Below are 14,111 nucleotides of genomic sequence, written 5' to 3'. Positions count from 1 at the left end.
GCTTCCCTCATGTCCGGAGGAAAACCTATGCCCCACGCCGAAGTCACGGCACCCAGCTCCGTGCTGGCGGGCGCCTTTCCGCGGCAGCGCGCCGCAGCACTTGGCGCAGGCCGGGTCGCAATCGTCTCTGCGAGTGTCGGAGCCGGTCACGACGGTGCCGCCGCGGAGCTCGCCCGCCGTCTGACTGCGGACGGTTTCGCGGTCGACCGGTTCGACCTGCTGGACCTGCTGCCCGGCCGGCTCGGCCGTGCCGTCCAAGGGGGCTACCATCGGATGCTCGTCCGAGCACCGTGGGCCTACCAGCGGATCTACTCCAGCACCGAGCGCGCCGGGGGCGGCGGCCCGGCGGCTCGGGCGCTACTGCGCAGTGCCGAGGACCGGGTGCTGCAGGCCCTTCCTCCGCGCACCGGAGCGGTCGTCTCCACCTACCCAGGGGCCAGCCGGGTCCTGGGCAGCCTACGGCTGAAGGGGCGTCTGGAGGTTCCCGTCCTCACCTACCTGACCGACTTCTCGGTGCATCCGCTGTGGGTGGCGGACGGTGTCGATGTTCACCTGGCGGCCCACGCCGTGCCCGCTGCCCAGGCGCGGGCCGCCGGGGCGAGGGACGTGCGGGTGTGCGGGCCGGTCACCGCCCCCCGGTTCCGCCCGTGCGACGCACAGCAACGCGCCTGTGCACGCGCCGCGTTCGGGCTGCCAGAAGACGCGCCGCTCGCCCTTCTGGTCGCAGGGTCCTGGGGTGTCGGACCGGTCCGCAAGGTGGCCTTGGAGCTGCGCGACTGCGGCGTCGCCGTACCGGTCGTCGTGTGCGGCCGGAACGAGGCCCTGGCCGAGCAGTTGCGCGCGGACGGCATCGAGTACGCCTACGGCTGGGTCGACGACATGCCTGGCCTGATGCACGCCGCGGACGTTCTCGTCCAGAACGCCGGCGGACTCACCTCACTGGAGGCGTGCGCCTCGGGCCTGCCCGTCGCCAGCTACCGCTGCATACCGGGGCACGGGCTGACCAACGCGGCCGCCCTGGACGAGGCGGGTGTGGCCGTGTGGATCCGTGCCCCGGCCGACCTCAAGGCAGTGCTGTGCGACCTGATCGACGGTCCGCTCGGACCGCGGCAGCGGGCGGCGGGCCTCGCCCTGTTCGCCAGGGCCGAGGATGGCGGCCCGGCGGCCGAGATCGGGCGCGTTCACCGATCGGGTCTGGCGGACCGGAGCCGGAACTCCGTCGCGCGACGGCGCCCTGCGCACCGTCACCTCGCCGCCACCGCTGCGATCGCGTCCGCCGTGTGGGCCTGCGCCGTCGGCACGGGGATGGCGACGACTCACGACGTTCCGGACCTCATGCGCTCCATCGGCCGCAGCCTCGACCTGGACAGCCTCACCCCAGACCACCCCCCACGTCCAGGAGATCACCACTCGTGAACGCCTCGCGAACGCTCCGCTCGGCCGCCATCGCAGCACTGCCCGTGCTCGCCGCCGCCCACGCCGCGCCGGTCGTCTCCACCTTCGGGCCGCTGCGCAACCGCGTCATGCCCCGCCTCTCGGGCCGGGGCCGCTCGGACCACGTCGCCCTCACCTTCGACGACGGACCCAATCCCCGCTCCACCCCACACTTCCTGCAACTGCTTGCCGAACGCCAGGTTCACGCCACCTTCTTCCTGCTGGGCAGCGAGGCGCACCGCTCCCCGGACCTGGTCCGCGAGATCGCCGAGGCCGGCCACGAGATCGGCATCCACGGCTGGCTGCACCGCCCCCTGCTCCTGCGCGGCCCGCACGCCACCTACGACGACTTGACCCGCGCCCGCGACACCGTCGCCGCACTCACCGGACAGCGGCCCGTGCTCTTCCGGCCCCCATACGGCGTCATGTCGACCGCCGCCCACCTCGCCGCACGCCGCCTCGGCCTGACTCCGGTGCTGTGGACCTGCTGGGGCGAGGACTGGACCGCACGCGCCACCCCCCAGTCCGTACACCGCACCGTCACCGCCGACCTGGACGGCGGCGGCACGATCCTCCTCCACGACTCCGACTGCACCTCCGCCCCAGGATCCTGGCGCTCGACCCTGGGCGCGCTCCCCAGGATCCTGGACACCTGCGAGGAACGGGGCTACAGGGTCGGCCGACTGCTCGACCACGGATGGCCTCCGCGAAAGACGGTCCCTCGCGAAACGCCTTTCGCCCGCCGATCGTCCAGCTAGCTGGCCGTACCAGGCTCGCGACATCTCCGGGAGGACATGTGAAGCCCGCGCACAATGTGTCCGCACCGTCGGACGGACCTGCCCCGCGTCTGTCGCCGTGGCGGTTCGTGATGGTGTTCGGGGGCGTCAGCCTGCTCATGGACTATGTCTACGAGGGCGCCCGCTCGATCACCGGCCCGCTGCTCGCCCACCTGGGAGCCTCGGCGGCCGTGGTCGGCGTGGTCACGGGGGCCGGGGAGGCCGCCGCGCTCGGACTGCGGCTGGTCTCCGGTCCGCTTGCCGACCGCAGCCGCCGTTTCTGGGCCTGGACGATCGCCGGATACGTACTGACCGCGGTCACCGTCCCGGTGCTCGGTCTGACCGGCGTCCTGTGGGTGGCCTGCACCCTTGTGGTCGCCGAACGGGTCGGCAAGGCGGTGCGCTCTCCGGCCAAGGACACGCTGCTCTCGCACGCCACCGCCGCGACCGGGCGGGGCCGCGGATTTGCCGTGCACGAGGCGATGGACCAGGTCGGCGCGTTGCTCGGTCCGCTCACGGTGGCCGGCGTCCTCGCCCTCACCGGTGACGACTACGCGCCCGCACTCGGGGTGCTCGCCCTGCCCGGCGTGGCCGCCGTCGCCCTGCTGGTGTGGTTGCGGGCCAGGGTCCCCGACCCGATCGCCTACGAGAAGGACGCCGGCACACCGGTGCCCCAACTCCCTTCCCCCGTCGAACCCCAGGACTCGGGGCTGCCGCGATCCTTCTGGGCCTACGCGGCCTTCACCGCCGCGACCCTGACCGGTTTCGCCACCTTCGGTGTGCTCTCCTATCACCTGGTGACCCGCCATCTCATGGCCACCGCGACGGTGCCCCTGCTGTACGCGGCGGCCATGGCCGCGGACGCGCTGGCGGCGTTGGCCACGGGCTGGCTGTACGACCGGTTCGGCGCCCGGGTCCTGGTCGTTCTGCCGCTGCTGTCCGCCGCCGTTCCAGCGCTCGCCTTCACCGACACGGTGGGGATCGCGGTGGTGGGTGCCCTGGCGTGGGGCGCCGCTGTCGGTGTCCAGGAGTCCACTCTGCGCGCCACCGTCGCCGATCTGGTGCCGACCGGTCGCCGGGCCACCGCTTACGGCGTCTTCGCCGGGATCATGGGCGTCGCCGCACTGGCCGGTGGGGCGCTGACCGGGGCGCTGTACGACGTATCCGTCCCCGTTCTGGTCATCGTTGTCGCCGGCATCCAGGCCGCGGCGCTCGTCCTGCTGTGGACCACCCGGGCTGCGCGGTCAGATACGCGGATCTCTCCCCGTGGGTGAGCCTGCGACTGAAAGGGGCAGCACGTCCACGCCGTCCGGGGTTGCTTGTGGTGGGCCCATCCCCTGCGAGGCGGGTGGGCGCCGCCGGCATCACGGCGGTGCATCGTCACTGCGGCGGCGGCCGTGGAATCGGCCGGCCAAGGGCTGCGCCGTCCAGGAACGGCAACGCAGCGTTACGCAGCGAGCCCGGACATCTGGGTGTGCGACAGGCCCAGTCGCGAGAGTCGGCGAACGGCGCACGGAGGCCATCCGCAAAGGAATCCCGCGCCGCACTGCCCGTAATGGTTTCGCCAAATCTCCCAGCAGTAGACCCCCACGGCTTGTTAGGTGAGCCTTACCTGACTTAACTTCGGTGTACTTCCTGTGCACGAAAGACCGGAGTCCCTCATGTCCAGCGCGAACATCGCCCTGCTCGGCGCCATCGCGGGTTTCACCATCTACCTCGGCCTTCCCGTCGGTCGCCTGCGCACGCCCACACCGCGGCTCAAGGCGGGCCTGAACGCCGTGGCCATCGGCATCCTGACCTTCCTCGTCTGGGACGTCCTGACCCACGCCTGGGAACCGGTCGACGAGGCGCTGAGCAAGCACACATGGGCGAACGTCGCGTCCGGGAGTGTCACCCTGGCCGTAGGACTCACGATCGGGCTGGCCGGGCTCGTCCACTACGACGCCTGGGTCAGCCGCCGCCGGGCCGCCACCGCACGCCCGACCGGGCCCGGCGCCGCCGCCACCGCCGAGCTGGCCCCGACGACCCGCAGCCAGGCGGGCTCACTTGCCCTGATGATCGCCACCGGCATCGGCCTGCACAACTTCGCCGAGGGGCTGGCCATCGGCAACTCCGCCGCCCAGGGCGAACTGTCCCTCGCCCTCCTGCTGATCATCGGGTTCGGCCTCCACAACGCCACCGAGGGCTTCGGCATCGTCGCCCCCCTGGCCGCCGAGGGCGAACGCCCGTCCTGGGCGACCCTGCTGTGGCTCGGCCTGATCGGCGGCGGCCCCACCTTCCTCGGCACGCTCATCGGCCAGCACCTGGTCGACGACACCCTGTCGATCGCGTTCCTCGGTCTCGCCGCCGGGTCGATCCTCTACGTGGTCATCGAACTGCTCGCCGTCGCCCGCAAAACCGGGCTGAAGGCCCTCACGACCTGGTGCATCCTGCTCGGCCTCCTGCTCGGTTTCGCCACCGACGCCGTGGTCACGGCAGCCGGCGCCTGAAAGACGGCGACACTCCGCGCCGGCGACCACTGAACCTCTGTGTCCCCGGCGCCCAACCAGCGTCACGGGCCGCGTGCCGAGCCCGGACCGCCCCATCGCCTGCCCGCCGGTGCGGGACCGCCCCGGCGGGGGCGATCGCCTCCGGCCCCGCTGTCCGGGCCCGGTTGCCCTCGCCGTAGCCCAGGAGTCGGGCCTGCCCGTGTTCGCCGTCGGCCGACCCGGCACGGGCGAGGTGTGGTGACCCCGCGCGGCCGACGGGATGTCTTCGTGTGCGGGTGACGCGCGCAGGCCGGAGCCGGATGCGGGCGTCGAGGCCGCCGTGGAGTGCGGCGCGACGTCGCACCGTCGGCCTGGGTGAGCCGCTGGACCCTGGAAGCCGTTACGGATCTCGCAGCCTACCAGGGCTCTGACCAGGGAGAATGGAGAACTCTCGCTTGAGTACCTAGGGTCAGCCCGTGGCTTTTATTATGGTGTGCGAAGATGACGCGGCGGTCCGCGACATCCTCAAGCGCGCACTCGAGCACGACGGCCATACGGTCGCCGTCGCTTCTACGGCGGACAGCATGCTGCGGCAACTTGAGCCGGTCCCTCACCTGGTCGTCCTGGATCTGGGGCTCCCGGACGCTGATGGCCGCGATGTCTGCTTGGCGCTGCGGGCACGTGGCGTTGATGCCCCGGTGCTGATGCTCACCGCTCTGGATGGCATGCATCACAAGGTGGGCGGCTTCGAGGCGGGAGCCGACGACTACATGACGAAACCGTTCGACATCCCGGAGTTGCTGGTGAGGGTCCGCGCCCTGCTGCGCAGAACAACAAGCGCGACGACCCCGCCGAGGGGCGTCGTTCTCGATCCGGCGAAACATGTCGTGATCTACGGTTCGACGAGCGAGAGCCTGACGCCGACCGAGTTTCGGTTGTTGGGCAGGCTTATCGCTTCGCAGGGCGATGCTGTACGCCGCCACGCCCTTGTTGCTGCCGGTTGGCCGCATGGCGCGCAGGTCAGCGACAACACCCTTGACTCCTTCGTTCGCCGGCTGCGGACCAAACTCGGTGCGCTGGGCGTGGCCGATCGCCTGGCGACGGTCCGTGGGGTGGGCTATCGATGGCAGTGACGGGCTTCCGTGGGAGGGTCGTCGCGCTTGCGGTTCTGATCGCGACAGCGGTGGTCGCAGTGCTGGTGGTGGTCTCACACGTCTTGCTGAGCCGGGTGACCGACGCCGACGCGAACGCTTTGGCGCATACGCGTGCAGAGGCGGTGGCGGCGAACGTAGCCGTACGCGGTGGCCACGTCGTGCTGATCGAGGGCGGCAACGAAGCGCTGGACACGGTCTCGTGGGTGTATGCCGATGGGCACCTCATTGACGGAATCGTGCCGGGCAGCGTCCTTGACCGCGTCGAGGCGCTTGCCGGCTCCGGGCAGTCCCAGACCACCACAGTCGGCAGTTACCTTCTGTATGCTCAGCCAATCCGGCTCGAAGGCCACCGCGTCGTGGCGGTCGTGAGGGTGGATCTGACACCGTACGAGACGTCGGAGCAGCGCAGCCTGGCGATGGCGCTCATGTTGGGTGGCATCTCGATCCTGCTCGCAGGCGTCGTCGCATACCTCATGGTGGGTCGTGCGTTGCGGGTGGTTCACGACATGGCCGCTCTTGCCGACGACTGGGGCGCTCACGAGCCCGGGCGCCGATTCGACCTGGGCGTTCCTCGCGATGAATTCGGGGAGCTCGGGCGAACTCTCGATCGCCTGCTTGACCGCGTGGACAACGCGCTCGCGGACGAGCGCCGGCTCACCGATGAGGTCGCCCACGAGTTGCGGACGCCCTTGACGGCCCTGCGGGGCGAGGCGCAGTTGGCGCAGCTCTCCGGTCGCCATGTGGCACCGGAGTCTGTTCTGACCGAGGTCGACCGCCTGAACACGGCGATCACGACGATTCTTGGTGCCGCCCGGACGCGGATCGATGGCGGTACCCGCTGCGATCTCAGGGCGGCGGCGCGACAGGCGATCGCTGGTCGCTCCATCGAACTCGCCATCCCGGCCAACGTCGATGTCGCCGTGGCAACCGAACTGGTCGTGGCTGTGTTGTCGCCCCTGCTGGAGAACGGCCTGCGGCATGCGAGGTCGCGCGTTTGGGTCACGGCGTGCATCCAGCCCCAGGGGGTCGTGATCGATGTCCTCGACGATGGCCCGGGGTTCGATCCGGCGGAGGTTGACCGGGTCTTCGAAGCGGGCGTGACCAGCGGCAACGGGCACGGGTTGGGGCTGGCCGTGGTAAGGCGTCTCGCCGCGTCCGCGGGAGTGGCGGTCCGTGCGATCGCGGATGGTCACGGTCGCGTCGAAGTGACCTTCCCAACGCCAGAGGCGATTGCGTAGTCAGGTTGTGTGCAGGTTGGCCGAGCCAACCTCGTTGCATGACAACGACAAGCGAAGCCCGCACGCGCCGCAGCGGGCGGCTGATGCTGAACAAGGTTCCCGAGGTCACCATCTGGTTCTGGGTGATCAAGATCCTGTGCACGACCGTCGGTGAGAGTTTTGCCGACTGGATCAACATGAAGCTGGGCGTCGGCCTGGTGAACACGGCCTGGATCTTCACCGCGGTGTTCGTGGTGGTTCTGGGCGTCCAGTTGCGGCTGAAGCGGTACGTCCCCTTCCCGTACTGGCTGACCGTGGTCGTTGTCAGTGTCACGGGCACGCTGTACACCGACATCCTGACCGACCAGCTCAACGTGCCGCTGTGGATCAGCTCCGCAGTGTTCTCGGTCCTGCTCGCCGTGGTCTTCGGCGTGTGGTGGCTGCGCGAGCGCACCCTCTCGATCCACTCGGTCACGACGCTGCCGCGTGAGTCGTTCTACTGGCTCGCCGTTCTCGTCACCTTCGCGCTCGGCACCGCGACCGGCGACTGGACCCTCGAGCTCACCGGCTGGAGCCCGGGAGTCTCGGTGCTGTTGCCGCTCGGCCTCATCGCGGCGGTCACGCTGTTGTGGAAGTTCGGCGCGAACCCGGTGCTGTCCTTCTGGCTCGCCTACATCCTGACCCGCCCGCTGGGCGCCAACATCGGCGACTGGCTCGCCTCCCCGAAGGTCGCTCAGCCGGGCGAACCGACCGGCCTTGCACTGGGCACCTTCACCACCAGTCTGATCTTCCTTGGCCTGATCCTCGTGACTGTCATCTACCTGACGGTGACGCGCTCCGACGTGACCGAGACCTACGAGGCCACGCACACCCCGCAGATCACCGCCAACCCGCGCAGGGAGCGCATCGCGCTGGCGGGCTTCGGCCTCCTCGCCGTCGCCACCGGGGTCCTGCTGTTCTGGGCGCACAGCCAGCCGCACGTCGGCCCGGCGCCGGAGACCTACGCCACCTCCACCGTTCACCTCGCCCCCGGCCAGGCCGTGAAGCACTTCCCGTCCACGAAGGTCGACGCACTGAAGGCACTCGCATCGACCTCACTCAGGGACGCACAGTCGGGGAACGCAACTGGGGCCCACGCAGCTGCCCAGTCACTGCGAGACCTCTGGGATGCCGACCAGGCATCGTTGCAGCCGCTGGACAACACCGGCTGGACGTTCATCGACGCCCAGATGGACCAGGTCCTGAAGACCTTCGGCATCGACCACCCGAACCCGCCGATGTCGCCGGCCCAGCAGGAGGCTGAACTCCGCACCCTCCTCACAGACATGCGCTGACGGACCTGATCGGCGGCGACTCCCCTGGGGCCGCCGCCGATCACGCTCTCGCGGTGCGCGGGATCAGACGCTAATGATCGCCGACGCGCCCACCTTCGGCCAGGTGCGGCCCGAGCTGCTGCGCGTCACCGATGGCCGCACCCTGCTGGCGTACAACTAGGAACACGACCGCCACATCATCACCACGACTGCCGACCTGGGCCGGAGTAGGACATGGGACTGCCTCATGACAGGTTCTCGACCGGTCTGTCTGCGACCTGCCGGCCTTCCTCAGCGCCCATGGCGGAACCCGGGAGGACGTCGATAGAGCTTGGTGCCGAACATTGAGCCCGTTTGGTAGTCGGACGCGGGGGCCGAGCGCAGGAGTCCAGTGGTGTTGCCGCGAGCACGCAAGAGAGCTTCTTTGAATCCTGTGGTCCCTGATGGGCGGGCACCGCTACTGGTACACGCGAGGAAGGGTGGGGCGGGACATGGATGTGATCGAGGAGCGGTGCGGGGGCGCCGACTTGAGCAAGACAGATGTCAAGGTGTGCATCCGAGGGCCGGGCACCGGCAAACGCGCCCGTTATGAGATCCGTACGTTCTCCACGATGAACGACGGTCTGCTGGAGTTGCGGGACCGGCTGGTGGAGAACAGGATCGCCCGGATCGGAACAAGGCGACGGCGTCATACTGGAAGCCGCTGTTCTACCTGCTCGAGGCCACTGAGGGGATCGAGTCGTGGCTGCTGAACGCCCGGCACATCAACCAGGCGAACGGGACCCGCAGGTGCCGGCATCGCTCGCCCTGGGCAGTTTGCAGGGCAAGGTCCCCTTGCTGACCCGCGCCCTGACCGGTGACTTCAACGAGCACCACGCCTTCATGATCGTTTCGATGCTGCGACGATGACGTCGTGCCCTTAGGGAGCAGGACGACCGATGCTTTCGCCTTGGAGAAGACGAGGGCTGCGGGAACAGCCATGGACGGACAGCAAAGGCTGTCGTCGCTCGCTCAGTGGCCAGGAGTTCCGCCAACTCAGCTGCACAGAGCGGCATCGGCCACTGGAGATGACGTCCGGCCCCCTGGCTCGAACCAAAACTCGATGATCCTGGCCCCGCCATTGATCCGCATCGCCTCCCGCCACGACGGCGACCGCACCCCCACCTGCTTGAACCCGTCCGGCAGCGGCGACGACCTCGCCGGGTGCTCGGTTCCCACTCCATGGTGCTCGGACCGATCTCGGCGAGGTGCCGTGCCGGGCGGCGTGGGGGGGCGTGCCTCACTTCCCCGAGGCCGATCAGGGACCTCCTCGAGGCCGATCAGCGACTGCGGCCGGGGGTCTCCCGTCCGCCGCCCGTCTGGAGCGCCACCGCCACGGTGCAGGCGGCCACGCCGAGCCCCCACAGGGTGAGGTAGGCAGTGAGCGAAGGGGTGTCCGAGGCGCCGACGACCAGGGCGCCGAGGATGACGGAGGCGCCCGCGCCCGCCATGCCGCCGCCCAGCGTCTTGAGGGTGCTGAGGGCGGCGGTGGCGCTCGCGGCGCGGTCGTGGGCGCTGCCCTCGGCGATCACCGTGGGCAGTCCGCCCTGGGACAAGCCGATCCCGAAACCGGCCACGGAGTAGGCCACGACGAACAGGGCCAGGTTGGCGTGAGCGAGAATGAGGCCCGCGTGGCCGATCGCCATGAGCGCAAAGGCCGACACCAGCATCCGGCGGTAGCCGATGCGAGCGCCGATCGCCGGGGCGAGCGCGGAGGCGACCAGGCCGAGCACACTGGGGATCAGGCTCCACAGGCCGATCTGCCAGACGGCCAGGCCGAAGCCGTAGCCGCCCTCGGTCGGCTCCGCGGCCAGGAACATCACGGCGACGGACTGCCCGGCCAGCAGGACCGCGCCCAGCACGAACCCGGCGGCGTAGTGCGGGGCGAGCGCGCGCCGGGCCATCGCGCGGACATCGACCAGGGCGTCGGGGCGGGCGAGCTGCACGCGCAGCCAGGCCCAGCCGAGCACGGCCGCCAGCAGCAGGGCGCCCGCCAGACGCGGCGACGCAACCCCCCAGGCATCGGCGCGGGACACGGCCCCGAGCAGCACCACGAGGGCGAGTCCCAGCAGGACCGCGCCCGCCCAGTCCATGCGCCCCGCGCCGCGGGGTCCGGACTCCGGTACGCACCACCAGGCCAGGGCTGTGCAGACCAGACCCAGCACCGCGAGAGCGGCGAACGCGACCCGTACGCCACCGAAGATCCCCAGCAGCGCGCCCGAGAGGGCGCTCCCGAGCAGAGCGCCCAGGGTGAGGGCCGCAACCAGCAGGCCGATCGCGCGGCGGGCACCGGAAGCATCCAGCCGACCGCGCACCAGGCCGATCTCCAGCGGGAGCAGGGAGGCGATCGCTCCCATCAGGGCGCGCCCGACGAGCGCCACCGCGTACGTGGGGGCGAGGAAGACCAGGAGCGTACCCGCCGTGACGCACCCCAGTGCGATGCGCAGCAGACGGCGGTGCCCGTACAGGTCGCCGAGCCGCCCCAGGACCGGCACACTGACCGCCGCCGCGAGGAGGTGCACCGTCATGAACCACTGGGCGTCGGCCGCACTCACGCCCCACTCGTCCTGCACCGCGGGGAGCAGCGGCGCGTCCGCGCCCTGCACGAAACCGCTGAACAGCTCGAAGGCGACCAGGACCCCCACGACGGCGCGGACGCGGGCGGAGGGAGCCACCTCCGCGTCGTCCCGCACCGCCGTCACGCGACCTCTCCGGCGGACGCGGAGGCCGATTCGGTCGACGCATCCGTGGCGGCCAGGCGGCGCTCGGCCAGCTCGGCGAGCAGCGCCGCCTGCTTGTACAGCACCCGGTCGTCGAAGACGGCGCGTGGTGAGTGGTTCATCGGCGCGTTCTGCCAGTCGGCGCCCTCGGGGGCGGCGCCCACCATCAGCATCGCGCCGGAGACGCGCTGGAGGACGTACGAGAAGTCCTCGGAGCCGTTGCTCGGCTGCGGGGACTCCCACACCTCGTGCGCCTCGAACAGCTCACGGGCGGTGACCAGGGCGAAGTCGGTCTCGTCGGTGTCGTTGACGGTGACCGGATAGCTCTTGGTGAACTCCGCCTCCGCCTCCAGGCCGTGGGCAGCGGCGATCGACCGTACCAGCCGGGGCAGGCCCTCGTAGAGCCGCTGCTGGGCGTGGACCGAGTAACTGCGCACCGTCGCCTCGAACTCGGCCGTATCGGGGATGACGTTGGCCTGGGTACCGGCGTGGAAACAGCCGACGGTGACGACGACCGGGTCGAAGATGTCGAAGGCGCGGGTCACCCAGGTCTGCAGCGCGGTGACGATCTCGCAGGCCACCGCGATCGGGTCCTTGGCGGTGGCCGGGTTGGAGCCGTGGCCGCCCTCGCCCCGCACCGTCACGGTCAGCTGGTCGGAGGCGGAGGTGACGGTGCCGGAGCGGGTGACGACGACGCCGCCGGGCACCCGGTTGGCTGCCACGTGCAGTGCGTACGCCGCGTCGAGCGGCTTGCCCGCCGCCTCCAGCACGCCCTCCTCGATCATCGCGACGGCGCCGTTGTGGCCCTCCTCGCCGGGCTGGAACATGAACACCACATCGCCGTGCAAGTGCTCGCGGCGCTCGGCGAGCAGGGTGGCGGCGCCGACCAGGCCGGCGGTGTGCAGGTCGTGCCCGCAGGCGTGCATCCGGCCGGGGACGACGGAGGCGTACTCCACCCCGCTCTCCTCGGTGACGGGCAGGGCGTCCATGTCGCCGCGCAGCAGGACCGCGCCGCCGGGCTGCCCGCCGCGCAGCACGGCCGTCACCGAGGTGAGGCTCTTGCCCGTGGTGATCTCCAGTGGCAGCCCCTCGAGTGCTGCGAGCACCTTCTCCTGGGTGCGGGGCAGCTGGAGACCCAGTTCCGGCTGCCTGTGCAGCTCCCGGCGCAGGCGCGCCATCTCGGGCTGAAGTTCCTTCGCGCGTTCCACTGCCGACATGCTCCGCCGACCTCCTCTTCCTCGCGGCCGCTGCTGGTACGGTTCCGGCCGTGCTGGGGCCAGGCTGAGGCTCCCGCTGATCAGCGGCCCGAATCCGCCGGAAAAACGCAAGGAGGCAGTCCGTGACACAGGATTCCGCGCGCTTCGGAGGGCTGGACGATGTGGACCAGGCCCTGGTGCACGCCCTGCAGATCGCTCCGCGCGCGAGCTGGACGACGATCGGCGCCACGCTCGGGCTGGACGCGGTGACGGTGGCGAGGCGCTGGCACCGCCTGGCCGAGAGCGGTGCCGCCTGGATCAGCTGCCACCCCGCGCCGGCGCTGGCCGAGTCCGGGCAGGGCTGCATGGCCTTCGTCGAGGTCGACTGCGCTCCGGGGCGGTTCCATCAGGTCGCCCGCGCCCTGGCCGCCGTACCGCGCGTCACGGCGCTCTCCCACGTCAGCGGAGACCGCGACCTGTACCTGAACGTCATGGCCCGCAACCTGGCGGACCTGTCCCGGTGGGTGACCCGCGACCTAGCGGCCCTCGACGGCGTCGTGTCCACCCGCACCCATCCGGCGGGCCCCGTCCACACCGAGGGCAGCCGGTGGCGGCTGAGGGCACTGGACCACCGGCAGACCGCCCAGCTCGCCGCCGCCGCGCCCCGCCGTACGGACCTGCCCGCCTTCGACCTCACCGACCTCGACCAGCGCCTGATCACGGCCCTGTCGGTGGACGGCCGGGCCACCTACCGGGCGCTGGCCGAACAGTGCGGCGCGAGCCCCGACACCGTGCGCCGCCGCGTACGTCGCCTCTTCGATGCGAACATGCTGCACGCCCGTTGCGAAGTGGCGCGCGCCCTGTCGGAATGGCCGGTCTCGGTGATCCTCTGGGGCCGGGTCCCGGCCGCCCGGCTGCGCGAGGCCACCCGCCGGATCACCGGTATGCGCGAGGTCCGCCTGTGCGCCAGTGTCCTCAGCCGCCACAACCTGCACCTCACCGCCTGGGTGCGCTCCGTCGACGACGCCCAGCGCTTCGAGATCCGCCTCGCCGAAAGCACCCCCGACCTCACCGTCACCGACCGCGCGATCACCCTCCTGCCCATGAAGCACAGCGGCCACCTCCTCGACGAGGCCGGCTACCGGGTGGGCACGATACCGCTGGCGCTGTGGGCGGAGGCGGGCGCGTCGGACGACGAGTGACCTGGCCCGCAGCCCGGCCCCCAGGCGGGACTGAAACGGCGCGGGTACTCCACCCGGCGCGCACTCCGGCTCGCACTGGTGCACAGCACTCAGTCGTGTCCCTCCGAGGGCACGCCATGACTGGGGAGGACACCGGCCGGACGACCGGCGTCCCGCCTCGTCCGTGGTGGCTCGGGCTCCGCCCGGGCAGGCCTTCCGCGAGCAGCTGCCCGGGGGCTGGAACGCCACCGGCGATGCACGCCCCGCCTGGCCCCGGATCGGCGCGGTGGTCCGCGAGTCAGCCGACCGCGCCGACACGCGAGCCCCCGGAAGCATGACAGTTCCTCGAACGGGTCCTGCCGGACAGCATGGCCGCCGACTTCCTCCGCCTCGAGGACGGCATCCTGGCGGAGTACCTGGGACATGATCGAGGAGGAAGCCTCCCGGGAGCAGTCCCTGAGCGGCCTGCCGACGTACGGCGAGGACTTCTCCGAGGACCGCTGACAATGAGCACCTGTCTAGGGCGCGTATCGAGTCGTGATCAATCTGCGCGATCCGCCCTCGCGGAGGGGCCTGGGCCGGTAGATCTTCTTGCGTGACGCGAGTGCAACTG

The 14,111-nt window shown here is 70.8% G+C and carries 11 protein-coding genes; 9 read left to right on the top strand and 2 right to left on the bottom strand.

All coding sequences use genetic code 11. The annotated features are described in order from the left end of the window. The first annotated feature begins 27 nt into the window (after window positions 1-27). The 8 genes from ACWD4J_RS31755 to ACWD4J_RS31720 all read left to right on the top strand — a co-directional run bounded on the left by ACWD4J_RS31755 (window position 28) and on the right by ACWD4J_RS31720 (window position 9,271). A complete protein-coding gene (locus tag ACWD4J_RS31755) occupies window positions 28-1,416 on the top strand; it encodes an MGDG synthase family glycosyltransferase (RefSeq protein WP_451398918.1) in 1,389 nt (462 codons plus the stop codon). Further along, a complete protein-coding gene (locus ACWD4J_RS31750) occupies window positions 1,413-2,192 on the top strand; it encodes a polysaccharide deacetylase family protein (RefSeq protein WP_451398917.1) in 780 nt (259 codons plus the stop codon). Before ACWD4J_RS31755 ends, ACWD4J_RS31750 begins: the two co-directional genes overlap by 4 nt. Window positions 2,193-2,230: 38 nt before the next feature. Then, the gene (locus tag ACWD4J_RS31745) at window positions 2,231-3,484 is read left to right on the top strand and encodes an MFS transporter (RefSeq protein WP_451398916.1); all 1,254 of its coding nucleotides are present in this window, start codon (window positions 2,231-2,233) and stop codon (window positions 3,482-3,484) included. Between the two features lie 387 nt (window positions 3,485-3,871). Beyond that, window positions 3,872-4,699, top strand: a complete 828-nt coding sequence (locus tag ACWD4J_RS31740; RefSeq protein ID WP_451398915.1) for a ZIP family metal transporter — start codon at window positions 3,872-3,874, stop codon at window positions 4,697-4,699. Window positions 4,700-5,154: 455 nt separating this feature from the next. Then, window positions 5,155-5,811, top strand: a complete 657-nt coding sequence (locus ACWD4J_RS31735; protein WP_451398914.1) for a response regulator transcription factor — start codon at window positions 5,155-5,157, stop codon at window positions 5,809-5,811. Then, on the top strand, window positions 5,802-7,070 hold the full coding sequence (locus tag ACWD4J_RS31730) for a sensor histidine kinase (protein WP_451398913.1): 1,269 nt from the start codon (window positions 5,802-5,804) through the stop codon (window positions 7,068-7,070). Before ACWD4J_RS31735 ends, ACWD4J_RS31730 begins: the two co-directional genes overlap by 10 nt. A gap of 38 nt (window positions 7,071-7,108) precedes the next feature. Continuing rightward, window positions 7,109-8,383, top strand: coding sequence for a COG4705 family protein (locus tag ACWD4J_RS31725; protein WP_451398912.1), 1,275 nt, complete (start codon window positions 7,109-7,111; stop codon window positions 8,381-8,383). A 720-nt stretch (window positions 8,384-9,103) separates the two neighbouring features. Then, window positions 9,104-9,271, top strand: a complete 168-nt coding sequence (locus ACWD4J_RS31720; RefSeq protein ID WP_451398911.1) for a hypothetical protein — start codon at window positions 9,104-9,106, stop codon at window positions 9,269-9,271. Between the two features lie 410 nt (window positions 9,272-9,681). Here ACWD4J_RS31720 and ACWD4J_RS31715 read toward each other — a convergent pair whose 3' ends face one another. Beyond that, on the bottom strand, window positions 9,682-11,103 hold the full coding sequence (locus tag ACWD4J_RS31715) for an MFS transporter (protein ID WP_451398910.1): 1,422 nt from the start codon (window positions 11,101-11,103) through the stop codon (window positions 9,682-9,684). Next, complete coding sequence (locus ACWD4J_RS31710; RefSeq protein WP_451398909.1) at window positions 11,100-12,338, bottom strand: M20 metallopeptidase family protein; 1,239 nt, start codon at window positions 12,336-12,338, stop codon at window positions 11,100-11,102. Before ACWD4J_RS31710 ends, ACWD4J_RS31715 begins: the two co-directional genes overlap by 4 nt. 122 nt (window positions 12,339-12,460) lie before the next feature. Here ACWD4J_RS31710 and ACWD4J_RS31705 point away from each other — a divergent pair, with 122 nt between their 5' ends. After that, window positions 12,461-13,519 carry an Lrp/AsnC family transcriptional regulator gene (locus tag ACWD4J_RS31705; protein ID WP_451398908.1) on the top strand — a complete coding sequence of 353 codons (1,059 nt, stop codon included), beginning with the start codon at window positions 12,461-12,463 and terminating at the stop codon, window positions 13,517-13,519. Window positions 13,520-14,111 lie beyond the last annotated feature (592 nt).

Source organism: Streptomyces sp. NPDC002577, from assembly GCF_053594815.1.
Note: the sequence above shows the minus strand (reverse complement) of the source record. Positions and strands in the feature narration are given on the sequence as shown.